The following is a 23,412-nucleotide window of genomic DNA, read 5'->3' as shown; positions in this document are numbered from 1 at the left end:
CCAAGGACACGCTACAGCACGGTGGATGGTTGTGTGGGCGCGGGCAGTGCTAGTCGATCGCCGGCAGGTCCAGCCGCCGGCCGTTCAGCTGCCCGGCACTGGTGCCCAGCAGCCCCAGGGCCGCCTGGGCGACCGCATCCACATGGGTGAACCCGGCCAGCTTCGAGCCCGGGGCCTCCGGGCGCTGCTCGGTCAGCGCCTTGACCACCCAGATCACGGCCGCGGCCTGCGGGGCCTGCTTGGCAAAGGCGCGCGCGATGGCCTGGACCCAGAACTCGGCGGCCGCCTTCACCGACCCGTAGTTCGCATTCGAGGGGGTGGGGGTGGCCACCGCCTGCGAGCTGATGATCGCCAGACGTCCGGCGGGGGAGTCCACCAGGTCCTGGTAGAAGGCGCGGGTGGTGTTGCGCAGCGTGGTCATTACCGAGCGGTGCAGGAAGTCGTAGTCCTGGCTGGACTGCCCGACGATGCCCTTGCCGCCGCGCCAGCCGCCGACCAGGTGGATCAGCGCGTCGATCCGCCCATGCTCGTCGTGCACCTGCTTGGCCAGGGACTGGACTTCGGTTTCGTCCCCCAAGTCGGCCTGGTAGCGGGCCGTGGCGAAATCAAGGCGTTCCTCCAGGCGCTGCTGGTTGGAGCCGACCACCAGCACCCGCGCCCCGGCATCGGACAGGGCGCGGGCGGTGGCCACTCCGCTGGCGGAGGTGGCCCCGGCGATCAGGATCGTGCGATCGGCGATAGTTGTGTTATCCATACGCCGAGCCTAGATGAGGCTGGCGCCATACATGCCACGGGTGGACTCGATGGTCTGCTTCATCTTCTTGCTCAGCGCCTCGTAGAACATCGACAGCGGGAACTCGTCGTCCATCACCTGGTCGGTGATCTCCCGCAGCGGCGCGGTCAGCGGCAGCGCGTCCGGGCCCTTGGCCCAGGTGGAGGCCGGATGCGGGGTGACGGTGGTGGAGACCAGCTCGTAGGCGGCCAGCCAGTGCGCCAGCTTCGGGCGGTCGATGGACTTCCAGTACAGCTCGTCGATGGCGTCTCCCAGGGCGGAGACCACGGCCGGGACCTCGTCCCAGTCGATGGACAGCTTGGTGTCGGTCCAGTGCAGCACGTGGTTCTGGTGCATCCAGGCGAACAGCAGCTGCCCGCCCAGCCCGTCGTAGTTGCGCACCCGGCTGCCGGTGATGGCGAAGCGGAAGATCCGGTCGAAGATCACCGCGTACTGCACCAGCTTGGCGGTCTTGGTGGTGCGCTCATCGGCCTTGGCGTCGTTGGCGATCTTCACGCACTCGCGGAACGCGGTCAAATCGCAGCGCAGCTCCTCCAGCGAGTACAGGAAGTAGGGCATGCGCTGCTTGATCATGAACGGGTCGAAGGGCAGGTCCCCGCGCATGTGGGTGCGGTCGTGGATCAGGTCCCACATGATGAACGTGTCCTCGGCCAGCTGCTGGTCCTCCAGCAGTTCTGCGGCGTCGGCCGGCAGCTCAAGGTTAGTCACCGCGGCCGCCTCCTTCAGCACCTTGCGGAAGCGCACGGCCTCGCGGTCCTGGAAGATCGCGCCCCAGGTGAAGGACGGGGTCTCGCGGATGGCCACCGACTCGGGGAAGAGCACCGCGGAGTTGGTGTCGTAGCCCGGGGTGAAGTCCAGGAAGCGCAGCGGCACAAACAGCGCGTTGGAGTAGTTCGACGCCTCCAGTTCGGCGATGAAGTCCGGCCACATCACCTGGACCAGCACGGCCTCCAAGTGGCGGTTGGTCGAGCCGTTCTGGGTGTACATGGGGAAGACGACCAGGTGCAGCAGCCCGTCCTGGCGCTGGCCCTGCGGCTGGAACTGCAGCAGCGAATCCAGGAAGTCCGGAACGCCCACGCCCTCTTCGGACCAGCGGCGCAGGTCCGCCACCAGCTTCTGCAGGTAGGAGGCGTCGTGCGGGAAGCTGGGGGCCAGGGACTGCACCGAGGCGATCACGGTCTGCAGCAGTTCGCGGGCCCGGCCCAAGTCCTTGGCGTCGGCCAGCGAGCCGTCCTTCACCTGCAGCGACTGGAACTCGGTGGCGGCGGCCTTCAGGTTCTGCCAGGCATCGGAGTTCACCAGTTCGTCGGCGTTTACCTGTGGATGTACTGGGCTCTGGGTCATGTACGTTCACCTCATCGTGTCGATCGGGATCAGTGGTTGCTACCCCTCACGCTACGCCCAGAATCAGGTTTTCGTAATGCCGCCCGGCCTGAGCCAAAGCAGGTCTAATGCTTGGTGTGGTGTTCACCTCATCTGGCATCGACACCGGTTGCCCTGGCCGCCTGCGGTCGGGGCAACCGGTTCCTCCGGGAGGCTTAGGCGTTGGCCTCGCGCAGCGTCAACGACAGCGAGTTGATGCAATAGCGCAGGTCGGTGGGCGTGTTGAAGCCCTCGCCCTCGAAAACGTGCCCCAGGTGCGAGTCGCAGGCCGCGCAGCGTACCTCCACCCGCTTCATGCCCAGGGTCTCATCGGTGAGGTAGCGCACCCGGTCCTCGGCCAGCGGGGTGAAGAACGAGGGCCAGCCGCAGCCGGCATCGAACTTCGTGGTGCTGGCGAACAGCTCGGCCCCGCAGGCCCGACAGGAGTACACCCCCTCGGTGGTGGTGTCCCAGTATTCGCCGGTGAACGGACGTTCGGTGCCGGCCTCGCGCAGCACGTGGTACTCCTGCGGGCTGAGCACCTGGCGCCAGTCCAGTTCGGTCTTTTCCCCCGCCGCGCCGCCGGCGGCGTTCGGGGATGCGGGGTTCGGGGATGCGGGGTTGGGGGTCGCGGAATTACGGGCAGCAGGATCGTTGGAAGTCATACCCCTTTAACGCGCCGCCGCGGCAGAAGATTCCCCGCTGCGGCCAACTTCGCCGTCCAACCCCGGCCCGGACGGCAGGAAACCCGGATGAATCTGCGCCGGGCATTTGAGAGGATGAACCCATGGCCCAGATCGTGAAGTCCCTTGAACCGCGCAAGACGGTCCCCGCCACGCTGCTGGGCACCCTGATCGGCGTCACCGCCGGGTCCCTGGTCGCCGCCAGCGTCTCCGCGCTGGCCGCCTACTTCGCCCGCCGCGTGGTCACCCCGGAGGACAGCCGCATCGGACGGGACGTCATCCGCTCGATCCACACCGACGAGCACGGGCAGATGTGGGTGCATCTGGTGCGCGACGCGGAAACCGCCGCGGCCGGGGAGCACAGCATGTTCACCCACGCCGGGGCGTGCTGCGTGCGCCTCTCCGGGCCCGAACCGGTGCCGGGCAAGCCGAAGCTGGTGGCCCGCAAGGTCTTGCACACCTACTACGGCCAGCTGGCCGGGGCGCGGCGGGCCAACCTCTCGGGCAGCGTCTACGAGCACCCCAACGACGTGGGCATCGACGTGCGCCAGGTGCAGCTCGAGCTGGAGGTCGGGCCCGGCCCGGCCTGGCTGATGCCCGGCACCGAGCACCCGGACACGTGGGTGATCTGCGTGCACGGGCGCGGGGCCCGCCCGACCGAATCCATCCGCGCGCTGCCCACGCTGCGCGGGCTGGGGGTCACCGCGCTGCTGATGAGCTACCGCAACGACGGGGTGGCACCCGATGCCAGCGACGGACGCTACGGGCTGGGGGACACCGAATGGCATGACGTGGAAAGCGCCATCCGCTACGCCATCGAACACCAGGCTAAGCGCATCGTGCTGCTGGGCTGGTCCATGGGAGGGGCGATCAGCCTGCAGACCGCGGACCGCTCCTACCTGGCGGAGCAGATCGACTCCCTGATGCTGGTCGGGCCGGTGATCAACTGGGTGGATGTGCTCTCCCACCAGGCGCGGATGAACCGCATCCCGCAGACCGTGGGGCTCTTCGCCCAGTGGCTGCTGAGCAACCGGGCCGGGCGCTGGATCACCGGGCTCGCCGCGCCGGTGAACCTCAAGCGGCTGAACTGGGTGGAACGCGCCGCGGAGCTGCGCCACCCGGTGCTGATCATGCACAGCCGGGACGACGACTTCGTGCCCAGCGGCCCCAGCGAGCAGCTGGCGCGCCTGCGCCCTGATCTGGTGCAGCTGCGCACCTTCACCGGGGCGGCGCACACCCGGGAGCCGAATGTCGACCCCCAGGGTTTCGCCGCCGCGATCGAGGCGTTCATGGCCGCGCGGCTGCAGGCGGCGCCCTCGGTGACCGCCCACCGGTAGCCTGCCCGCGGGGAGGCTGCCGGCGGGGAGGCTGCCGGCGGGCGTCGGCGATATCGAGGCTATGCGGCGGCGATCGGCGCGAACCGGGCGCCGGCGACGGCCGCCAAATCGCGGGGCGCGATTTCCAGGCTCAGCCCCCGGCGTCCGCCGGAAACAAAAATGGTCTGCCACTCTTCGGCCGAGGCATCGATGAAGGTGGGGCTGTGCTGGCGCTGGCCCAGCGGGGAGATCCCGCCCAGCACGTAGCCGCTGCGGCGTTGGGCCGCGGCCGGGTCGGCCATCGCCAGCTTCTTCAGGCCCACCGCGCTGCCCAGCGCCTTCAAATCCAGGTGGGCGCTGACCGGCACCAGGGCCACCACGAAGTCGGTGGAGGCCCCGCTGCCGCCGGTGGCCATCAGGGTCTTGAACACCCGGCGCGGGTCGGCCCTCAGGGCGCGGCTGGATTCGGCGCCGTAGTCCGTGGCCCGCGCATCATGCTCATAGGGGTGCTCGGTGAACGCCACCCCGGCCTGGCCCAGGGCCAGCGTCGCCGGGGTGGTGATGAGTTTCGGCTTCTTTCCCATCGCCGCGGTACTAGGCCCCCAGCTGCTCGGTGATCTGGCGCTTGATGCGCGCCAGCATGGCGCTCATCCCGCGCATCCGCAACGGGGACAGGGCCCGGGAGAGCCCCAGCTGCTGGGGCATGTCCTCGGGCACCGCCAGGATGTCCGCGGCCGTGGACCCGTCCAGCCCGGCGGCCAGCACCGAGGCGAAGCCGCGGGTGGTCGGCGCCTCGGGCGGGGCGGAGAAGAACAGCCGGGTGGTGTGCTGGGCATCCTGGGCCACCTCGACGACCAGGAACAGCGGGGACTGGCACTCCACGACCTGTTCGAACAGTTCCGGGTGGTCGGCCAGGCGCTCGGGCAGGGCCGGCAGCTCGCGGGAGAACTCCAGCAGCAGCTCCAGGCGCTCGGGCTCGGGCACCTCGGTGAACTCCTCGACGATTTCGTTCAGCGCGTCGGGCATGGTGCTCATGCGTGGCCCCCGAATCCTGCCGGCAGCTGCCCGGCCTCGGCGCCGCGCACGATCGGCACGCGCACCGCGTTGCCCCACTCGGTCCAGGATCCGTCGTAGTTGCGCACCCGCTCAAAGCCCAGCAGGTGCTGCAGCACGAACCAGGTGTGGCTGGAGCGTTCCCCGATGCGGCAGTAGGCGATCACATCGTCCCCGGGCTGCAGACCGGCCTCGCCCAGGTAGATGGCCTCCAGCTCGGCGCGCGGGCGGAAGGTTCCGTCCTCGGCGGCGGCCCGGCCCCACGGCACGGAGGCCGCGGTGGGGATGTGCCCGCCGCGCATCGCGCCCTCCTCCGGGTAGGCGGGCATGTGGGTGCGCTCGCCGGTGTACTCCTCCGGGGAGCGCACGTCGATCAGCGGCTTGCCCAGGTGCTCGAGCACCTCGGGCAGGTAGGCGCGGATGGCGCTGTCCTCGCGCTCCACCACCGGGTATTCGGTGGGCTGCACGGTGGGGGTCTGGGTGCTCAGCTCCCGGCCCTCGGCGATCCACTTGTCCCGTCCGCCGTCCATCAGGCGCACGTCCTCGTGGCCGAACAGGGTGAAGACCCACAGCGCGTAGGCGGCCCACCAGTTGGACTTGTCCCCGTAGAGCACCACGGTGCTCTGGCGGGTGATGCCCTTGGCGCTCATCAGCGCGGCGAAACCCTCGCCATCCACGTAGTCGCGGGTGACCTCGTCGTTCAGTTCGGTGTGCCAGTCGATCTTCAGGGCCCCGGGAATGTGCCCGGTGTTGTACAGCAGGATGTCTTCGTCCGATTCCAGCACCACCAGCCCGTCGCTGCCCAGGTGGTCGGCGACCCACTGGGTGGAGACCAGCCGTTCGGGGTGGGCGTACTGGGCGTACGCTGGGTTCGTGTCGATGGGGAGCGACATGCGGCGTTCACTTTCCTAACTGCTTGGTTCGCTGGTTGGAGCGCTGACGCCCGGATGCGGGCAGCAGCCTCGACTCCCTATCTAGGTTAGTCCCCGCCGTAATATTTCGCGCCGTCATACGTCACATCCGGCCACAATCCCCACCACGGTTCGGGGTAAACTGGCCGATGGACCAGCCCGCCGGTCGAGCAGGGCACACTTGAGCACGCTTGGGCACACGAGCACGGGATTGAAGGACTTTATGGAGCGCATGGCCACGATTACACACCTGACGGAAACGACACCGAACGTCTCCGTCGAGGAGCTGCTGGCCGGGTTCCACCCCTCCTACCGCTTCGGCGAGGTGTCCTTCGACACGTACCATCCGGATCCCTCCCAGCCCTCCCAGGCCGAGGCGGTGACCAAGCTCAAGGCGTTCGCGGACTCCATCGGCAAGAACCCGAAGGGCTCGGTGTTCGCCAAGCTGTTCGGCAAGGCCAAGACCACCAAGAACGGGATCTACCTCGATGGCGGGTTCGGCGTGGGCAAGACCCACCTGTTGGCCTCGCTGTGGCATGCCGCCCCGGGGCCGAAGGCGTTCGGCACGTTCGTGGAGTACACGAACCTGGTCGGGGCGCTCTCCTTCCGCCAGACCGTGGACGTGCTCAGCCAGTACAAGCTGGTGTGCATCGACGAGTTCGAGCTCGATGACCCGGGGGACACCGTCCTGATGAGCCGACTGATGCGCGAGCTCTCCGACGCCGGGGTCAAGCTGGCCGCCACCTCCAACACGCTGCCCGGGGCGCTGGGGGAGGGGCGCTTCGCTGCCGTGGACTTCCAGCGCGAAATCAAGGCACTATCCGACCAGTTCGACGTGCACCGGGTGGACGGGGAGGACTTCCGCCACCGCGGCCTGCCCGAAGCTCCCGACCCGCTGCAGGACGCTGACATCGAGGCCTACGCCCAGCAGCGCTTCCCGCAAGCGACGCTGGCGGTGGACAACTTCGATGAGCTGGTCGCGCACCTGTCCAAGGTGCACCCCAGCCGCTACCGCCAGCTGCTGGCCGAGGCCGACGTGCTGGTGCTGCACAACGTGGACACGATCACCGACCAGTCCATTGCGCTGCGCTTCGTGGTGCTGGCCGACCGGCTCTACGACAAGGACGTGCCGATCATCGCCTCCGGCAAGCCGTTCAGCGAGCTGTTCACCCCGGAGATGATGTCCGGCGGCTACCAGAAGAAGTACTTCCGCGCGGTCTCCCGCCTCACTGCCCTGGCCCGCGAAGGCCAGATCGGCGAGAACGCCGAATAGCCCCGCACGCCGGGTCCCTGTGTTCCGGCAGCCGGCTTTGCACACCGCAGCAGGCCCGCCCGCATCGCGTGAACGACGCGAGCGTTGGCGGGCCTTTGCGCTACCCGCCCGCAGGCGGTGCGCTGTCCTGCGCCGCTTCCGCTTCCGTAGCGGGTTCCTGGGTTCGGTGTTCCGGCTGCCCAGCGGCATCGGGGTTGCCGGTGCCGTGCTGCCCCCTGTTGTCCCGGCGCGCCAGGGCCGGACGCTCCACGACCAGGTGGGTCACCAGCCCGGCCAGCAGCGCCCAGAAGGCCCCGCCAATGCCGAACAGGGTCACATTGCCCGCGGCGATCAGCACCGTCACCAGCGCGCTCAACCGCCACGCCGGTTCCTGCATTGCGCCCATCAGCGCATTGCCCAGGGTGGCCAGCAGGGCCAGGCCCGCGGCCGCCTCGAACAAGCCGGCCGGTGAGGCGGCCGCCAGGGTGGCGATGGCGGTGGAACCGGCCGCGAAGAGCAGGTAGAACGCGCCGGAGCTGAAGGAGGCGCGCCAGCGCCGGGCCGGATCCTGCCCGGCCTGTTCCCCGGCGGCCAGGGCGGCGGAGATCGCTGCCAGGTTGATCGCGTGGCCGCCAAAGAGCGCCCCGATCCCCGAACCGGTCCCGGTGACCAGCATCGCCGGCCGCCAGGGCACCCGGTAGCCGAAGGAGGACATCACCGCCACGCCCGGCACATTTTGTGAGGCCATGGTGACGATGAACAGCGGGACGCTGATCCCGGCGATGGCGGTGGGGTTGAACTCCGGGGCCACCCACTGCATCTGCGGCAGCGCCGACACCTCACCCCAGGTTCCGGTGCTGGTGATGTGCCACATGCCCAGCAGCACGGCGGCGAGCATTGTCACCGCCACCGCGAAGCGCGGCAGCAGCCGCAGCCCGATGAGGAAGACCAGCAGGATGACCAGCGCGGCCATTGGGATCACCGCCAGGGACGTGAACGGCTTCAGGCACAGCGGGATCAGCACCCCGGCCAGCATGCCCTGGGCGATCGGCACCGGAATGCGTCCCAGCAGCCGCTGCAGCACCGGGAGCAGCCCGGAAAGCACAATGAGGGCGGCACTGACGATGAACGCGCCCACCGCCTCGGCGAAGCCGTAGGAGCCCGAGCCCAGGCTGGCGAGCATCGCCGCACCCGGGGTGGACCAGGCGATCGTGATCGGAATCCGGTGCCAGAGCGAGAGCAGCATGGTGCTCAGCCCGGTCAGCAGCGTCAGGGCCAGCAGACCGGAGGCGGCCTGGCCTTCGTCGGCTCCCACATTCAGCAGCCCGGTCAGCACCACCGCGAAGGAGGAGGTGAACCCGACCATGGTGGTGACGAACCCGGCCATGACCGCGTCGGAGAGGGCGTTGGGGCGTGCTGGCAGTTCTGTGGGCATGACTCCTTTCCTAGCCGCCACCTGTGATGTTGGCGAAATTTGTTTCAGGCTGTTGCGCTGGCCGGGCCATGGTGGGGGCGGCGCCGGCCTGTGAGGAATGGGCGATGCGGACACTTGTCCGCCCGGGGGAGGCGGGGCAGTGTCCGCCTTGCGGGAAGCGCCCTGGAGCGGTGGACACGCGGCTGCAGATAGGCGAAGGGCGCCGAACCGGTGGTTCGACGCCCTTCTACGCGCTTGGGGCGATGCCCGACTTGACGCGCAATAAACGGCTATGGCGTGTTATCGCCCTTGAGCTTGTTCAGGAGGTTGCGCGCTCCGTCTTGAACCGAGTCGACCTTGTCGGCGTACTTGCCGCCGGTCTTCTCATCGACGAAGTTTCCGGCCTTATCGATGCCGTTGGCCACCTTTTCTGAATTCTCTGCGGCAAATTGGCCAGCCTTGTGCGCCAGTCCTTCGGCTTTGCCCTTCAGCTCGTCAAAACCTGACAAAAAGGCCACCTCCCTTCAACGCTGGGAACACCTGCCGTCCCCACTCTTGTGGATATGGTAAACCGAACAGCGGCGCCGGGGGAAGGTTTGAACCGCCGTCGGCAAGAATTCAGCCATCAGCGAGATGCATGCGTGCATGGGCTGGAGGTGCTGGCGGGAAAAGCAGAAGGCCGCCCGTGGGGGTGGCCTTCTGACAGTGGAGCGGACAACGAGGTTCGAACTCGCGACCTCAACCTTGGCAAGGTTGCGCTCTACCAGCTGAGCTATGTCCGCATGTTGTGTTGAACATTAATCATACGATGAATGTCCAGTGCGCGATACTGGGATCGAACCAGTGACCTCTTCCGTGTCAGGGAAGCGCGCTACCGCTGCGCCAATCGCGAAAAAAGATAATGCCTGAGGCAAATGCCTCCAGCGAGGTGGGGACGGGATTCGAACCCGCGTATACGGCTTTGCAGGCCGCTGCCTCGCCTCTCGGCCACCCCACCAGGTCCGGTCGGTAAACCGGGCGTGGATCGGCGAACCGATCCGGTGATCTTTTTGCGAGCGGACAACGAGGTTCGAACTCGCGACCTCAACCTTGGCAAGGTTGCGCTCTACCAGCTGAGCTATGTCCGCAACAACGAGGTTCGAACTCGCGACCTCAACCTTGGCAAGGTTGCGCTCTACCAGCTGAGCTATGTCCGCAAAATTGGAAGTTCATCTGCCGTTTCGGCGTCTTTCCAACGAGTAAAAACTCTATACGAGAAAATGCCGAAGCACCAAATCCAAAAGCTGAGATCTGGTTCACAGCCGCTTTTTCCCCGCCGCGCCCCGCGAATCGGTGCCGAATCTGGAGCGGACTAGGGCTGAAGTGTCGGGGCGGTATGCCATGATCGCACTATGACTTCCCCTCGGTTGGCCGTACAGACAGCACTGGGACGAATGTATGCCCGCGAGGTCGGCGGGCAGCCAACCGTCCCGTCCATCACCACCGTGATCGGCATGGAGAAGGTCGATCTGACCGGGTGGGCCGGCTACCTGGCCGCCAAGACGCTGTCCGAGGACGCCCGGCTGCCGCTGGCCACCGGCGACCCATCGACCATGCGCCGGCTGGTGCGCGATTCGGCCTCCGCCGCCGAAGGCCACCGGGACCTGGCCGCCGCCCGCGGGGACCGGGTACACAACTACGCGGAGCAGTACGCGTTGCGGGAAATGGGCAAGCCGCATGAGCTGGACGCGGCGCTGGCGGCGCTGCGGGAGAACGGCGAACTGGGCTTCGTGCGGCATTTCGAGACCTGGTGGCGCGACTTCAAGGTGGAGCCGATCGCCGCGGAGGTGACCGTGTGGAACCAGAGCGTGGGCTACGCCGGCACCATCGACCTGGTCGCCCGCATCGGCGGCCAGGTGTGCCTGGTGGACTACAAGACCCGCGGCACCGACCGTGAGGGACAGGTCAAGTCCCCGGACCCGAAGGTCATCATGCAGTTGGCGGCGGCCGCGAAGGCCGAGGAGCACAGCATCGACCCGGTCGCCGGGACCTGGGAGCCGTGGCCGTTCGATACCGATGTGATGTTGCTGGCAGTCGCGCTGGGCGAGGTCGGGGCGCGCACCTTCACCGCCCGGCCCAGCTCCATGCCCGCCTACTGGTCCAAGTTCTGGGCACTGCACCGCACCTGGCAGGCGCAGTACCAGCTGTTGCAGCAGCCCTCGGGGCTGATCGAGATCGGCCCGCCCCCGCAGCCCGGCGCCGCCCGGCCCGTAGACTAGGACAAGAGTTGATCCGGCCCTGGCCGGATCCCTGCGCTGACGCCACGGGCAGAGATCCTCAAATCCTGGCGGGGCCGCATGCTGAGAAGTCACACGTTGAAAGGACGACGCACCGATTATGGCGGTATTGGGAATTCGGATTATCGGGGATCCTGTTCTACGCACCAGGGCACAGGAGGTCACCGAGTTCGGGCCCGAGGTCCAAAAGCTCGTAGAGGACATGGACCAGACCATGGAGAACGTCGAGGGCGCCGGGTTGGCCGCACCCCAGGTCGGGGTGTCGCTGCGGGTGTTCACCTACCAGATCAACGGGCAGCGCGGGCACATCATCAACCCGGTGCTGGAACTAAGCCAGGACTACCAGCCGGACGTGGTGGAGGGGTGCCTGTCCATCCCCGGCATCGCCGCCCCGGTCCCGCGCCGCCGGCACGCCAAGGCCACCGGTTTTGACAAGTACGGCAACCCGATCACGATCGAGGGCGAGGGGCTGCTGGCGCGCTGCATCCAGCACGAAACCGACCACCTGGACGGGATCCTGTTCCTGGAGCGCCTTTCCGAGGCCGAACGCAAGGCCGCGTGGAAGAAGCTGCGGGCCAGTAACTACCAGAACACCGCCGCCAGCACCGTTCAGCAGCGCTCCGGGGCCCTGGGCTCCAGCTTCGGCGCCGGACTGGGAGGCAACTAGCATGCGCATCCTCTTTGCCGGCACCCCGGAGGTCGCCGTCACCTCCCTGGACCACCTGGTGGACGCGGGCTTCGACGTGGCCGCGGTGCTCACCCGGCCCGACGCCCCGCTGGGGCGCAAACGCGTGCTCACCCCCTCCCCGGTCGCCCAGCGGGCCGAGGAGCTGGGCCTGCAGATCGTCAAGGCCGCCAAGATCGACGCGCAGGTCACCGAACAGCTAACCGCGCTGGACCTGGACGCCGCCGCCATCGTCGCCTACGGGGGACTGGTGCCGCAGGACGCGCTGCAGGTGCCGCGCCACGGCTGGATCAACCTGCACTTCTCCCTGCTGCCGCAGTGGCGCGGGGCCGCGCCGGTGCAGCACGCCATCATCTTCGGCGATGACATCACCGGTGCGGTGACCTTCCAACTGGAAACCGGGCTGGATACCGGCCCGGTGTTCGGGCAGGTGACCGAGCCGATTGGGGCGATGGACACCGCCGGGGCCCTGCTGCAGCGGCTGAGCGACAGCGGCTCCCGGCTGCTGGTCGACACGCTGCAGGCCCTGGACGCGGGGGTCGCCCGCCCCGAACCGCAGACCGGATCGGGCAGCTACGCGCCGAAGATCACCGATGCCGATGCGCAGCTGGACTTCACCCGCCCCGCCACCGAAATCCGCCGCCGCGCCCACGGCACCAGCCCGTTCCCGGGCCCCTGGATCAAGGTCGCCGACGGGCGCTTCAAGTTCGGCGCGCTGCGTGAACACCCGCAGGTCACCGACCTGGCGCCCGGCCAGGTGCGGATCGAACCGGGCAAGCGCCCCCGGGTGCTGGTGGGCACCGGCACCTGGGCGCTGGAGCCAACCCAGATCCAGCCGCCGGGCAAGAAAATGATGGACGCCGCCGACTGGGCCCGCGGCCTGTTGGCCAACGGCACGGAAGTGAGTTTCGCATGAGCCCCAGCAGCCAGGATTCCGCCCCACGGCGCAACGAACACGGGCGCACCCGCAACCGCGGGCAGCGCGGCCCGCGCCAGTACAGCGCCGCCGCCCCCGGCCAGCGCAAGCGCAGCGCGGACCCGGCCCGGCTGGTGGCCTTCAAGGCGCTGCGGGAGGTCTCCGGCTCGGACGCCTACGCGAACCTGGTGCTGCCCCGGCTGATCCGCGACCACCGGCTGGACAAGCGGGACGCGGCGTTCGCCACCGAGCTGGCCTACGGCGCGTTGCGCGCCCAGGGTTTCTACGACGCGGTGCTGGCCACCCTGGTCGACCGTGAACTTGGCGAACTGGACCCGGCGATCCTGGACGCCCTGCGTCTGGGTGCCCACCAGCTGCTGGCGATGCGGGTGCCGAACCATGCGGCGCTGGATGAAACCGTGTCCCTGGCCCGCGCCCAGATCGGTGCCGGGCCTTCCGGGCTGATCAACGCGGTGCTGCGCCGGGTCAGCGCGAAGGACGCCCAGGCCTGGAAGGAAGAGATCACCGCCACCGCCGCCAACGAATCCCAGCGCCTGGGTCTGGAGCACGCGCACCCGGAATGGATCGTGCGGGCCCTGCGCCAGGCCCTGGTCACCCACGGGCGCCCGGCCGAGGAAATCACCGAACTGCTGCAGGCCGACAATGCCGCACCGGTGGTGAACCTGGTGGCCCTGCCCGGTCTGGGGGACCTTGACGCGGTGCTTGAGGCCGGCGCGCAGGCCGGGCCGCTGGTGGCCGGGTCCGCGACCTACCAGCACGGGGACGTCACCCGGGTGCCCGGGGTGCGCGAGGGGAGCGTGCGCGTGCAGGACGCCGGCAGCCAGGTGGTCGCCCACGCCCTGGCCGAGGTGCCGCTGCCGGTGCCCGGCGAGGACCGCTACTGGCTGGACATGTGCGCCGGCCCCGGCGGGAAGGCCGCCGTGCTCGGCGCCCACGCCCTGCAGCGCGACGCGCGGCTGACCGCCAACGAACTGGCCGAACACCGTGCCCGGCTGGTGGGGAAGTCCCTGGCCGGGGTGCCCGAGGACTACTGGATGGTCACCAACCAGGACGGGCGGGACTACGCCCAGCAGCAGTACACCGGGGACTACGACCGGATCATGCTCGACGCCCCCTGCTCCGGGCTCGGCGCGCTGCGCCGCCGCCCCGAGGCCCGCTGGCGCAAATCCCCCCGCGACATCCCGGAGCTGACCGAACTGCAGGGCCAGCTGCTGCGGGCCGCGTTCAACGCGGTGCGCGTGGGCGGGGTGATCGGCTACGTCACCTGCTCGCCGCACCAGGCCGAGACCCGGCTGGTGATCGAGGACTTCCTCAAATCCACCCGGAACGCACGCCTGCTGGACACCGCCGCCGCGGTGGAGCAGGTCCTGCTGCCGGGCGCCGCCGCCAGCGGCCACCCGCTGGGGGAGGGCTCCACGGTGCAGCTGTGGCCGCACCGCCACGGCAGCGACGCGATGTTCCTGGCGCTGCTGACCAAGACCGCCTGACCGGCCGGGCCACCCAAGCCCCGGGACCGGACCGCCCACCCGCCAACACCGCCGGCCGCGGCCACCGCGGCGGGCCCCACCACCTAGGAGAGACACGGTGCGCATCAACCCCTCGATCCTGTCCGCGGACTTCGCGAACCTGGCCAGCGAGCTGGAACGCATCCACACCGCCGACGCGGTGCACGTGGACGTGATGGACAACCACTTCGTGCCGAACCTGACCATCGGCAAGCCGGTGGTGCAGGCCATCGCCAACAGCACCACGCTGCCGCTGGACATCCACCTGATGATCGCCGACGCGGACCGCTGGGCCCCGGAATACGCGCAATTGGGCGTGGACTCGGTGACCTTCCACGTGGAGGCCTCCACCGCCCCGGTGCGCCTGGCCCGCGAGCTGCGCGCGGCCGGCACGAAGGCCTCCATGGCGTTGCGCCCGGCCACCCCGGTCGAACCGTACCTGGACATGCTCGGCGAGCTGGACATGCTGCTGCTGATGACCGTCGAGCCGGGGTTCGGCGGACAAAAGTTCCTGGACCTGGTGCTGCCCAAGATCCGCCGCGCCCGGGCCGCGATCGACGGCAGCGGCAAGCCGATCGCCCTGCAGGTCGACGGCGGCATCTCACGGGACACGATCCTTAGGGCCGCCGAGGCCGGCGCGGACGTGTTCGTGGCCGGCTCCGCGGTGTATTCCGCCCCCGAACCGGCCGTCGAAATCGATGTGTTACGAAATCTTGCCCTCGGTGGGCATTAAATGTGCCATAATCGAGCGTAGTAACAACAATTACGTGCTCCGGGGTCGGTGAAAGTCCGAACCGGCGGTGATAGTCCGCGACCCGAGCAGGAACCCCAGCAGGGGCTCCGGCTTGGCTGAACCGGTGAAATTCCGGTACCGACAGTTAAAGTCTGGATGGGAGAAGCACGAATTTGATTAGCTGGAGTCCATCCGGCCGGCGGCGTTAAGCCGCGGCAGGGTGATTCGATTGCAGGCCGTCAAATGAGGTACCCCCGGAGCCGCCGCTTCGAGAAGGGTAGAGATGGATTTCCTGCGGTGGCTCACAGAAGCTTTTAATTCCTACATCACGATCGGCTCCTCCGCGCTGCTGGTGCGCGAGGTCGTCGGCAACGTCTTCGGGCTGGCCAGCGCCTTTGGCGGCATGCGCCGCAAGATCTGGGCTTGGCCGGTGGGCATCATCGGCAACCTGCTGCTGCTCACGGTATTCCTGGGCAGCCTGTTCGGCCATGACAGCACGGCGAACCTGCTGGGGCAGGCCGGACGCCAGATCATGTTCATCACCGTGGCCATCTACGGGTGGGTGCGCTGGAAGAAGGCCAAGCACGAGGGCGGCCAGGCGGTCACCCCGCGCTGGGCGAGCCTGGGCGAACGCATGGGCCTGGCCGCCGTGCTGGTCATCGGCACCATCGCCCTGACCCCGCTGTTTCGGGTGCTGGGCTCCTACGAACCGGTCTGGGCCGACGCCTGGACGTTCGTCGGATCCCTGCTGGCGACCTGGGGGATGGCCAAGGGCTGGGTCGAATTCTGGCTGATCTGGGTGGCCGTGGACGCGGTCGGGGTGCCGCTGCTGTTCTCCGCCGGCTACTACGCCACCGCCTTCATGTACCTGTTCTACGGGGCGTTCACCGTTGTCGGCTTCTTCGTGTGGATGCGCGCCAAGTCCCATGAAAAGCCCAGCGTGGAAACCCAGCTGCCCGACCCGCGCATCCAGGCCGGTACCGAATGATCACCGGCCAGGACCTGAAGCAGGCGCTGCGCACCGCCCTGGAGACCGCCGCGCGCGGCACCCGCGGGGCGAACCCGCTGGTGGGCGCGTGCATCCTGGATGAGCAGGCCCGGGTCATCGCCACCGGGTTCCACCAGGGGGCCGGGCACCCGCACGCCGAAGTCGACGCGCTGCGCCGACTGGGACGGCTGGATGCCCAGGCCGCGGCGAAGCTGACCATGGTTGTCACCCTGGAGCCCTGCAACCACACCGGACGCACCGGTCCGTGCTCGCAGGCGATCGCCGCCGCCGGGATCGGGCACGTGCACTACGCGATGAGCGATGACACCGCCGCCAGCGGCGGGGCCGAGTACCTGCGCGCCCACGGGGTGACTGTCAGCCAGGCCGCGGACCGGGCCAGCTGGGAACTGAACCACCGCTGGTTCCGCGCCAAGGCGCAAAACCGCCCGTTCATCACCGTGAAGACCGCCCAATCCCTGGACGGGCGGATCAACGCACCGGACGGCAGCAGCCAATGGATCACCTCCGACGCCTCCCGGGTGCACGCCCACCAGCTGCGGGCCCGGGTGGATGCGATCGTGGTGGGCACCGGCACGGTGCTCAGCGACGACCCCCGGCTAAGCGCGCGCACCGCCGCCGGGGGACTGCACGAACGCCAGCCCTACCGGCTGGTGCTCGGCAAACGGCAGCTGCCCGACCAGCTGGCCCTGGCGCACGACGCGAACTGGGAGCAGCTGCCCACCCACGACCTTCAGCAGCTGCTGGAGCGGGCCCGTGAACTGGGGCTGCACCACCTGCTCATCGAAGGCGGGGCTACGATCGCCTCCGCCTTCATCGAAGCGGATCTGGCCGACGAACTGTACTGCTACCAGGCGCCGATGATCCTCGGCGCCGGCACCACCGCGGTGAACATCCCCACCGTGACCACACTGAGCCAGGCCCGCCGCTTCCGGCTCGACGCCGCCCACCAGGAGGCGCTCACCCGGCTGGGCCCCGACGTGCTGCTGCACCTGGAGCCCCTGCCGGATCCCGACACCCGGCCCTAGGCGCGCCGCCCGGCCCCGGGCACCAGACGCCAGAATCAGCGCGGCCGGTCGCCACCGCCCACCCCAACCCCGGCCCTTGCCGCAGGGGTCCTGCGGCGACCCACCGGACCGCGCACCACCACAAGGAGTTTTCAATGTTTACCGGAATCATCAGCGGCCGCGGCACCGTGCTGGGGCTGCAGCACGACGCGCACAGCGACAGCGCCGTGCTGGACCTGGACATTCCAGGGCACGCGCAGGACTTCGAACTTGGCGGTTCCATCGCCATCAACGGGGTGTGCCTGACCGCCACCGCCATCGACGGCCCGCGAATCAGCGTGGACGTGATGGGAGAAACGCTGCGCCGCACCACCATCGGCGCCCTGGAACCCGGGGCCAGCGTGAACCTGGAGCGCTGCACCAAGGCCGGGGCCCGGCTCGATGGCCACGTCGTGCAGGGACATGTGGACGCCGTGGGCCGCGTGCTTTCACGCGAAGACCACGGGCAATGGGTCAGCTTCCGCGTCGCTGTGCCCACCCAGTACGCGCCGCTGACCGCGCAAAAGGGGTCCATCGCACTGGACGGGATCTCACTGACCCTCACCGCCGTGAGCCCGGCCGGCGCAGAAACCCACTGGGTGGAGGTGGGCATCATTCCCACGACCCTGCGCGAAACCACCATGGGAACGCGCCAGGTGGGCGATGAGGTCAACATCGAGGTCGACGTGCTGGCCAAGTACGTCGCCCGGCTCAACGAATTCCAGGAGGTCATCCGATGAGCACCAGCACAAAGGAGTTCGACTCCATCCCCACCGCCCTGGCCGCCATGGCCGCCGGGCAGGCCGTTGTGGTGGTGGACGATGAGGACCGCGAGAACGAGGGCGACATCATCTTCGCCGCCCAGTTCGCCACCCCGGAGCTGATGGGCTTCACCATCCGCCACTCCTCGGGGGTGATCTGCGTGCCGATGGGCGCCGCCCGCGCCGACGAGCTGCGCCTGGCCCCGATGGTGGGGATCAACCAGGACGCCAAGGGCACCGCCTTCACCGTCTCCTGCGATGCCGCCGAAGGGATCAGCACCGGCATTTCCGCGGCCGACCGCGCCCTGACCGCACGCCTGCTGGCCGACCCGGGCACCACTGCGGGCCAGCTGAACCGCCCCGGGCACATCTTCCCGCTGCGTGCCAACCCACGCGGGGTGCTTGAACGCCGCGGACACACCGAGGCGGCCGTGGACCTGTGCGTCGCCGCCGGCCTGGAGCCGGTGGGGGTGCTGGTGGAGATCGTGCACGATGACGGGTCGATGATGCGCCTGGATGACCTGCGCGGCTTCGCGGCAGAACACCGGCTGCCGCTGATCTCGATCGAGGACCTGGCCCGCTGGCGCCGGGTGAACGACGCCATTGAGCTGACCGCCCCGGTCCACCTGCCCACCGCGTTCGGCGAATTCACGGCCCGGGCCACCCTGGTGGAGGGCAACGAGCACATCGTGCTCAGCCACCCGGGCCGCGGCGCCGAAACGGACCCTGCCCGGTCCGCGGGCCGGGCCCCGCTGGTGCGGATCCACTCCGAATGCCTGACCGGGGACGTGTTCGGCTCCTACCGCTGTGACTGCGGCGAACAGCTGGACGCCGCCCTGGCGCAGATCGCCGCCGAGGGCGGGCACCTGGTCTACGTGCGCGGCCACGAGGGCCGCGGCATCGGGCTGCTGAACAAGCTGCGCGCCTACTCGCTGCAGGAGCACGGGCTGGATACCGCCGACGCGAACGAGCACCTGGGCCTGCCGGTGGATGCCCGCGAATACTATGCGGTCGTCTCCATTCTGCGCACCCTGGGCATCGACCGCGTCCGGCTGCTGACGAACAACCCGGACAAGGTCTCCAAGCTGCGCGAGGCCGGGATCGAGGTCAGTGAGCAGGTCCCCAGCCTGGTCGCCCCGCGCGCCGAGAACGAACGCTACCTGCGCACCAAGCAGCAGCGCTTCGGTCACAACCTGCAGCTGCCCTGACGCGCGCCCGGGCCCCTCGGCCCCACACCGACGGCAAACAGCAACGCCGGGGCGCCGCACCGCCGCCAGCCACCCGGCAACGAACCACAAGAGAAGGAAAATCATGAGCAAGCACGGAGCCCCCACCAACACCAGCGAGCAGCTCAAGGCGCTGGACACCCCGAACCTGAAGGTCGCCATCGTCGCGGCCAGCTGGCACGAAACCGTGATGAACGGGCTGATCGCCGGAGCCCAGCGCGCCGCGCAGGAAGCCAACATCGCCGACGTACACCTGGTGCGCGTCCCGGGTTCCTTCGAGCTGCCGGTCGCCGCCCGGGTCCTGGCCGAAAAGTACGATGCCGTCATCGCCCTGGGGGTGGTGATCCGCGGCGGCACCCCGCACTTCGACTACGTCTGCCAGGCGGCGACCATGGGTCTGACCCAGGTCAGCGTGGAGACCCGATCCCCCATCGGCTTCGGCGTGCTCACCTGCGACAATGAGCAGCAGGCACTGGACCGGGCGGGATTGGAAGGATCCTCGGAGGACAAGGGGCATGAGGCGTTCTCGGCCGCGGTCATGACCGCCGCAGCCCTGCGCTGAACCGGTTACCGCTTCGTCACAATGGGTACGCCGTGATGAACCGGCGTACCCAAAAACGCTAGGCTAAGACACGTGAAAACATTTGACGAGCTCTTCAGCGAACTCTCGCTCAAGGCCCAAACCCGACCTGAAGGCTCTCGTACCGTCACAGAACTGGATTCCGGAGTCCACGGAATCGGCAAGAAAATCGTCGAGGAGGCCGCCGAAGTGTGGATGGCCGCCGAATACGAAAGTGACGAGGCGGCAGCCGAGGAAATCTCGCAGCTTCTCTACCACGTCCAGGTGATGATGATCGCCAAGGGACTGGACCTGGCCGATATCTACAAGCATTTGTAGCCGTCGCGCGGTGGGTTCGCCAGCCCGAACCCACCCTGCCCGACGGCATAGACACCGGCAAGCCATCATCCCTTGGCGCCGCAGGTGAGCATCCTGCCGTGCGCCACAGCAGAAAAGAGAACCACATGCTTCGCGTAGCACTGCCCAACAAGGGTGCTCTGTCAGACATCGCCTCCACCATGTTCAAGGAAGCCGGCTACCTGCAGCGCCGCGACAACCGCGAACTGGTCATCATCGACCCGGACAACAACGTCGAATTCTTCTACTTGCGCCCGCGCGACATCGCCGTGTACGTTGGGCGCGGCATCCTGGACGTCGGCATCACCGGCCGCGACCTGTACCGTGACGCCGATGTGGACGATGCGGTGGAGGAGCTGCTCCCGCTGGGCATCGGCAAGTCCGCGTTCCGCTTCGCCGCCCCGGTTGGCACCTTCAGCTCCGTGGATGAGCTGGATGGCAAGCGCATCGCCACCAGCTACGACGTATTGCTGGATCACTACCTGAAGGAAACCGGAATCAACGCCTCGGTGGTCCGCCTGGACGGAGCCGTGGAATCCTCGGTCCGCCTGGGCGTAGCCGATGCCATTGCCGACGTCGTCGAAACCGGAAACACCATCAAGGCCGCCGGCATGGAGATCTTCGGGCCCCCGCTGCTGGCCTCCGAAGCGGTCCTGCTGGGCCGCACGGATCACAAGCCCTCCGGTCTGGAAGTGCTGATCCGCCGCCTGTCCGGCGTGCTGGTGGCCCGCCAATACGTGATGCTTGACTACGACGTGCGCGTTGAACAGGTCGAGCAGGCCGCCGCGCTGACCCCGGGTCTGGAATCACCGACCGTGTCCCCACTGCAGGACTCGGACTGGTGCGCGGTGCGTGCGATGGTGCAAAAGTCGCAAACCAACAACATCATGGATGAGCTCTACGAGTTGGGCGCCCGCGCCATCCTCGTCAGCCAGATCCACGCCTGCCGCATCTAGTTCGGCACCAACCAAGGAGAAGAAAATGACTGTGGCTATCCGCGTCATTCCCTGCCTGGATGTCGATGCTGGACGCGTCGTGAAGGGCATCAATTTCGAAGGGCTGCGTGACGCCGGTGACCCGGTGGAGCTGGCTCGCCGCTACAACGAGGCCGGGGCAGACGAAATCACCTTCCTCGACGTCACCGCCTCCAGCTCGGATCGGGAAACCACCTACGATGTGGTTCGCCGCACCGCTGACGAGGTTTTTATTCCGCTGACCGTCGGTGGCGGAGTGCGTACAGCACAGGATGTCGATCGTCTGCTGCGTGCGGGTGCGGACAAGGCCTCGATCAACACCGCAGCTGTCGCCCGTCCCGAGGTGATCAACGAAATCACTGACCGTTTCGGGTCGCAGGTTCTAGTTCTGTCTCTGGATGCACGGCGGACCGATAACCCGGACATCGCTTCCGGATTCGAGGTCACCACCCATGGTGGACGCACCGGTACGGGAACGTGCGCAGTTGCGTGGGCCAAGGAAGCTGCTGAACGTGGTGTCGGGGAGATCCTGCTGAACTCCATTGATGCCGATGGCACCCAGGATGGTTTTGATCTGGAGATGATTCGCGCTGTCCGTGCGGAGGTCAAGGTCCCGCTGATCGCGTCCGGGGGAGCAGGAAAGCCTGAGGACTTCCCGCCTGCCATTGAAGCGGGTGCAGACGCGGTCCTGGCTGCATCGATCTTCCACTTCGGACCGAACGATATGATCGCCAAGGTCAAGGACAGAATTCGCGAAGCAGGATACCCCGTCCGCTAGTTGCGTCGAACCCTCGCAAGGTCCTCAGTCTGGAGATCTAATACTTCTTGGACTGGGGACCCTGTTGTTTCCGGCTTATTCTCCCTCGCCAGCGATGAGTTCTTTCTCGGTCCTCCATACATCGATCGGAACTGCTTCGCTTGGGACCGCCGCCTGACCGGGGATTGTTTGCCATGTGCCATCGGAGACTCTGAACTCTCCGCGATACAGTGTTGTGAGATCAACGCTGAAAGTCCCTGTTTCTGTGTAGGAATGGCTGGTTGAGGTTTTGTCATGAAGACTATGTTCCGGCATCGGGTTGCCGGGCTGGGTAAAGCTACGAGATGACCCATCTCCATAGCTCCAATTCCAATGAGTTGGTATGGCTCGTACTTCTACTGGCGTACCGTCAATGACCGTGCCGAATGTTTGGGTTTCCGAGGCCGCCCAGAGGTGCGTGTGTCCGTTCCGAAGAGAAAATTGCTTTGGGTCGCTATTGATTCTTGATGCTTTGATCGGAAACCGTCGAAATTGCTCTGGAGATATGCGTATTACTTGAACAAATTGCTCCGGGGCGATGCCGTCCGCCGGTGTTTCCTCTCCTGGGCAAAAGCGCGATTGAGAATGAACTTGGCCCTCTCGCGGACCTTCGTTATATTTTATGATCCTCATATATGGGGCGGTTCCGTCAGGGCAGGTGCGTTCATCGGGGTTCTGGTCACAACCGGTGAAGAACTCTCTACCGAGTTGACAGTTGTTTGAGTATTCGACACGGTAGATCTGCTTACGGTTTGAGTCCTCTTTATCCAGCTCGCGTGTCCACTCCATCGGAATCCTGCTGAGCCGTTCCTGCATTTCCAACAGTTTGCGGCACTTCTCTTTGCGCGACTGAATATCGTGAGGATTGATCCTGAATGAGTAGGTACACTTTTCGGCCTTTACTCCGCTAAAGCTTCCAGGAACAGACGGCACCAGAAGGCCACTCAGTAATATCGAAACTAGGATCGAAAGCAGTTTCATGATCACTCATTAGTCGGCGCAAAGTTGAAGTCTAGAAGTTTCCACCCGGAGTCTTCTTTGAGCACTGCAACTCCCTCGTTCCTTTGAGGAGCCGCGGGGATACTTTCTAGAGGCTTGTTTGGAGCTTCGTACATAGTTTGAGCGCTGATATCGTAATTGAATCTTAAAGTCGCCTCGCCATGTTTATTCAAGTTCGAAGCAGTGATTGCGACATTATACTTTCCTCCCACTTGCCAGTGTCCTAATTCCGCATTGGCTTCGAGCGGAAATATGAATCCTTCGTAGCAAGCACGACATGACTTGTAGGTCACTTTCTCCAGCGGCGTGGAGTCATACGTTTCTAAAGCGTGGTTCATGAGCTCGAAGTAGAAGACGAGAAATGCCGTGGCGCCGTGCTCGTCAATTGATTCAGCTTCCTCGGGCATCTCGGGTACCGGGATGTTTTTCGCGGGTCCTTCCGCGCTTGCTGGCACTGGCTTCGGTGGCTGTGATTTTGTCGGCGACGGTGAGGCTGTGGGCGAAGCGGCGGCGGGTGACTCGGACGGTGAAGTTGTTGCTGCCGGGTCGTTGCCGTCTTGGCAGGAGGTAAGCGCGAACGAGAATGCTAGGGGAACGGCGAATAGCGCAAGTGCGCGGGATCGGCTAGACATTTCGAACCTCCGTTGCCTTCGAATGCCGTCACGATTGTTCGACATCCTAGACCGGAACGGTCAGCTTTGGGAGGGCGCGGCAATAACTGGGGAAAACTACTGCTGCCGCTAAGGCAGCAAACGCCATCGAATGCAA

At 67.0% G+C, this 23,412-nt stretch carries 25 protein-coding genes, 5 tRNA genes and 1 riboswitch; of the genes, 15 read left to right on the top strand and 15 right to left on the bottom strand.

The window, feature by feature from the left end:
- Positions 1-49 precede the first annotated feature (49 nt).
- The 3 genes from GcLGCM259_RS09080 to msrB all read right to left on the bottom strand — a co-directional run bounded on the left by GcLGCM259_RS09080 (position 50) and on the right by msrB (position 2,820).
- Positions 50-754 carry an SDR family NAD(P)-dependent oxidoreductase gene (locus GcLGCM259_RS09080; RefSeq protein WP_138926408.1) on the bottom strand — a complete coding sequence of 235 codons (705 nt, stop codon included), beginning with the start codon at positions 752-754 and terminating at the stop codon, positions 50-52.
- Positions 755-763: 9 nt separating this feature from the next.
- A complete protein-coding gene (locus GcLGCM259_RS09075) occupies positions 764-2,137 on the bottom strand; it encodes a DUF6421 family protein (RefSeq protein ID WP_138926407.1) in 1,374 nt (457 codons plus the stop codon).
- A gap of 194 nt (positions 2,138-2,331) precedes the next feature.
- Positions 2,332-2,820, bottom strand: a complete 489-nt coding sequence (gene msrB, locus GcLGCM259_RS09070) for a peptide-methionine (R)-S-oxide reductase MsrB (protein ID WP_138926406.1) — start codon at positions 2,818-2,820, stop codon at positions 2,332-2,334.
- A 122-nt stretch (positions 2,821-2,942) separates the two neighbouring features.
- On the opposite strand from msrB, the gene GcLGCM259_RS09065 reads away from it, so the two are divergent.
- Positions 2,943-4,175 (top strand): alpha/beta hydrolase, encoded by a 1,233-nt coding sequence (locus tag GcLGCM259_RS09065; RefSeq protein WP_138926405.1) that lies wholly within the window; start codon positions 2,943-2,945, stop codon positions 4,173-4,175.
- Positions 4,176-4,234: 59 nt separating this feature from the next.
- On the opposite strand, the gene ybaK is transcribed toward GcLGCM259_RS09065, so the two are convergent.
- From ybaK to GcLGCM259_RS09050, 3 genes are read right to left on the bottom strand one after another with little or no spacing between them, the layout of a single operon-like run.
- Positions 4,235-4,738, bottom strand: coding sequence for a Cys-tRNA(Pro) deacylase (gene ybaK, locus GcLGCM259_RS09060; RefSeq protein WP_138926404.1), 504 nt, complete (start codon positions 4,736-4,738; stop codon positions 4,235-4,237).
- A 10-nt stretch (positions 4,739-4,748) separates the two neighbouring features.
- A complete protein-coding gene (locus GcLGCM259_RS09055) occupies positions 4,749-5,189 on the bottom strand; it encodes a SufE family protein (RefSeq protein WP_138177923.1) in 441 nt (146 codons plus the stop codon).
- Positions 5,186-6,100 carry a sulfurtransferase gene (locus tag GcLGCM259_RS09050; RefSeq protein ID WP_138177921.1) on the bottom strand — a complete coding sequence of 305 codons (915 nt, stop codon included), beginning with the start codon at positions 6,098-6,100 and terminating at the stop codon, positions 5,186-5,188. The genes GcLGCM259_RS09055 and GcLGCM259_RS09050 overlap by 4 nt, the downstream gene beginning before the upstream one ends.
- A gap of 250 nt (positions 6,101-6,350) precedes the next feature.
- Between GcLGCM259_RS09050 and zapE the strand changes: the two genes are divergently transcribed.
- Positions 6,351-7,391, top strand: coding sequence for a cell division protein ZapE (gene zapE, locus GcLGCM259_RS09045; RefSeq protein WP_138926403.1), 1,041 nt, complete (start codon positions 6,351-6,353; stop codon positions 7,389-7,391).
- Positions 7,392-7,491: 100 nt separating this feature from the next.
- Here zapE and GcLGCM259_RS09040 read toward each other — a convergent pair whose 3' ends face one another.
- The 7 genes from GcLGCM259_RS09040 to GcLGCM259_RS09010 form a co-directional block, all read right to left on the bottom strand.
- Positions 7,492-8,805 carry a benzoate/H(+) symporter BenE family transporter gene (locus GcLGCM259_RS09040; RefSeq protein WP_138926402.1) on the bottom strand — a complete coding sequence of 438 codons (1,314 nt, stop codon included), beginning with the start codon at positions 8,803-8,805 and terminating at the stop codon, positions 7,492-7,494.
- Positions 8,806-9,074: 269 nt separating this feature from the next.
- Positions 9,075-9,302, bottom strand: a complete 228-nt coding sequence (locus GcLGCM259_RS09035; RefSeq protein WP_246049499.1) for an antitoxin — start codon at positions 9,300-9,302, stop codon at positions 9,075-9,077.
- Between the two features lie 188 nt (positions 9,303-9,490).
- A tRNA-Gly gene (locus tag GcLGCM259_RS09030) sits at positions 9,491-9,566 on the bottom strand.
- Between the two features lie 38 nt (positions 9,567-9,604).
- Positions 9,605-9,675, bottom strand: a tRNA-Val gene (locus tag GcLGCM259_RS09025).
- Positions 9,676-9,710: 35 nt separating this feature from the next.
- Positions 9,711-9,781, bottom strand: a tRNA-Cys gene (locus GcLGCM259_RS09020).
- Positions 9,782-9,838: 57 nt separating this feature from the next.
- Positions 9,839-9,911 (bottom strand) — tRNA-Gly (locus GcLGCM259_RS09015).
- Positions 9,909-9,980, bottom strand: a tRNA-Gly gene (locus GcLGCM259_RS09010). The genes GcLGCM259_RS09015 and GcLGCM259_RS09010 overlap by 3 nt, the downstream gene beginning before the upstream one ends.
- 195 nt (positions 9,981-10,175) lie before the next feature.
- Between GcLGCM259_RS09010 and GcLGCM259_RS09005 the strand changes: the two genes are divergently transcribed.
- The 13 genes from GcLGCM259_RS09005 (at position 10,176) to hisF (ending at position 21,627) form a co-directional block, all read left to right on the top strand.
- Positions 10,176-11,042 carry a cytochrome gene (locus GcLGCM259_RS09005; protein WP_175419376.1) on the top strand — a complete coding sequence of 289 codons (867 nt, stop codon included), beginning with the start codon at positions 10,176-10,178 and terminating at the stop codon, positions 11,040-11,042.
- A 118-nt stretch (positions 11,043-11,160) separates the two neighbouring features.
- Positions 11,161-11,727, top strand: a complete 567-nt coding sequence (gene def / locus GcLGCM259_RS09000; RefSeq protein ID WP_138926401.1) for a peptide deformylase — start codon at positions 11,161-11,163, stop codon at positions 11,725-11,727.
- Position 11,728: 1 nt separating this feature from the next.
- Entirely contained in the window at positions 11,729-12,661 is a 933-nt protein-coding gene (gene fmt / locus GcLGCM259_RS08995; protein ID WP_138926400.1) for a methionyl-tRNA formyltransferase, read from the top strand.
- Positions 12,658-14,169 carry an RsmB/NOP family class I SAM-dependent RNA methyltransferase gene (locus tag GcLGCM259_RS08990; protein ID WP_138926399.1) on the top strand — a complete coding sequence of 504 codons (1,512 nt, stop codon included), beginning with the start codon at positions 12,658-12,660 and terminating at the stop codon, positions 14,167-14,169. Before fmt ends, GcLGCM259_RS08990 begins: the two co-directional genes overlap by 4 nt.
- 97 nt (positions 14,170-14,266) lie before the next feature.
- The gene (gene rpe / locus GcLGCM259_RS08985) at positions 14,267-14,920 is read left to right on the top strand and encodes a ribulose-phosphate 3-epimerase (protein ID WP_138926398.1); all 654 of its coding nucleotides are present in this window, start codon (positions 14,267-14,269) and stop codon (positions 14,918-14,920) included.
- 31 nt (positions 14,921-14,951) lie between these two features.
- Positions 14,952-15,092: riboswitch (FMN riboswitch) on the top strand.
- A gap of 111 nt (positions 15,093-15,203) precedes the next feature.
- The gene (pnuC, locus tag GcLGCM259_RS08980; RefSeq protein ID WP_054821940.1) at positions 15,204-15,908 is read left to right on the top strand and encodes a nicotinamide riboside transporter PnuC; all 705 of its coding nucleotides are present in this window, start codon (positions 15,204-15,206) and stop codon (positions 15,906-15,908) included.
- Positions 15,905-16,954, top strand: coding sequence for a bifunctional diaminohydroxyphosphoribosylaminopyrimidine deaminase/5-amino-6-(5-phosphoribosylamino)uracil reductase RibD (gene ribD, locus GcLGCM259_RS08975; RefSeq protein ID WP_138926397.1), 1,050 nt, complete (start codon positions 15,905-15,907; stop codon positions 16,952-16,954). The genes pnuC and ribD overlap by 4 nt, the downstream gene beginning before the upstream one ends.
- A 134-nt stretch (positions 16,955-17,088) precedes the next feature.
- Positions 17,089-17,712 (top strand): riboflavin synthase, encoded by a 624-nt coding sequence (locus GcLGCM259_RS08970; protein WP_138926396.1) that lies wholly within the window; start codon positions 17,089-17,091, stop codon positions 17,710-17,712.
- Positions 17,709-18,941 (top strand): 3,4-dihydroxy-2-butanone-4-phosphate synthase, encoded by a 1,233-nt coding sequence (gene ribB / locus GcLGCM259_RS08965; RefSeq protein WP_138926395.1) that lies wholly within the window; start codon positions 17,709-17,711, stop codon positions 18,939-18,941. The genes GcLGCM259_RS08970 and ribB overlap by 4 nt, the downstream gene beginning before the upstream one ends.
- 103 nt (positions 18,942-19,044) lie before the next feature.
- Positions 19,045-19,521 carry a 6,7-dimethyl-8-ribityllumazine synthase gene (gene ribH, locus GcLGCM259_RS08960; protein WP_138926394.1) on the top strand — a complete coding sequence of 159 codons (477 nt, stop codon included), beginning with the start codon at positions 19,045-19,047 and terminating at the stop codon, positions 19,519-19,521.
- Positions 19,522-19,593: 72 nt separating this feature from the next.
- Positions 19,594-19,857 carry a phosphoribosyl-ATP diphosphatase gene (locus GcLGCM259_RS08955; protein ID WP_054821212.1) on the top strand — a complete coding sequence of 88 codons (264 nt, stop codon included), beginning with the start codon at positions 19,594-19,596 and terminating at the stop codon, positions 19,855-19,857.
- Positions 19,858-19,982: 125 nt separating this feature from the next.
- Complete coding sequence (hisG, locus tag GcLGCM259_RS08950; RefSeq protein WP_138177899.1) at positions 19,983-20,831, top strand: ATP phosphoribosyltransferase; 849 nt, start codon at positions 19,983-19,985, stop codon at positions 20,829-20,831.
- Positions 20,832-20,856: 25 nt separating this feature from the next.
- Entirely contained in the window at positions 20,857-21,627 is a 771-nt protein-coding gene (hisF, locus tag GcLGCM259_RS08945; protein WP_054821211.1) for an imidazole glycerol phosphate synthase subunit HisF, read from the top strand.
- A gap of 75 nt (positions 21,628-21,702) precedes the next feature.
- On the opposite strand, the gene GcLGCM259_RS08940 is transcribed toward hisF, so the two are convergent.
- Complete coding sequence (locus GcLGCM259_RS08940; RefSeq protein WP_138926393.1) at positions 21,703-22,626, bottom strand: PKD domain-containing protein; 924 nt, start codon at positions 22,624-22,626, stop codon at positions 21,703-21,705.
- Positions 22,627-22,628: 2 nt separating this feature from the next.
- Positions 22,629-23,051: a DUF6318 family protein gene (locus GcLGCM259_RS08935; RefSeq protein WP_175419375.1), complete on the bottom strand. Its 423-nt coding sequence runs from the start codon at positions 23,049-23,051 to the stop codon at positions 22,629-22,631.
- Between the last annotated feature and the right edge of the window lie 361 nt (positions 23,052-23,412).

Origin of the sequence: Glutamicibacter creatinolyticus (genome assembly GCF_006094275.1) — a bacterium.
GTDB lineage: Bacteria > Actinomycetota > Actinomycetes > Actinomycetales > Micrococcaceae > Glutamicibacter > Glutamicibacter creatinolyticus.
This window is presented reverse-complemented; position numbering and strand designations above follow the sequence as displayed.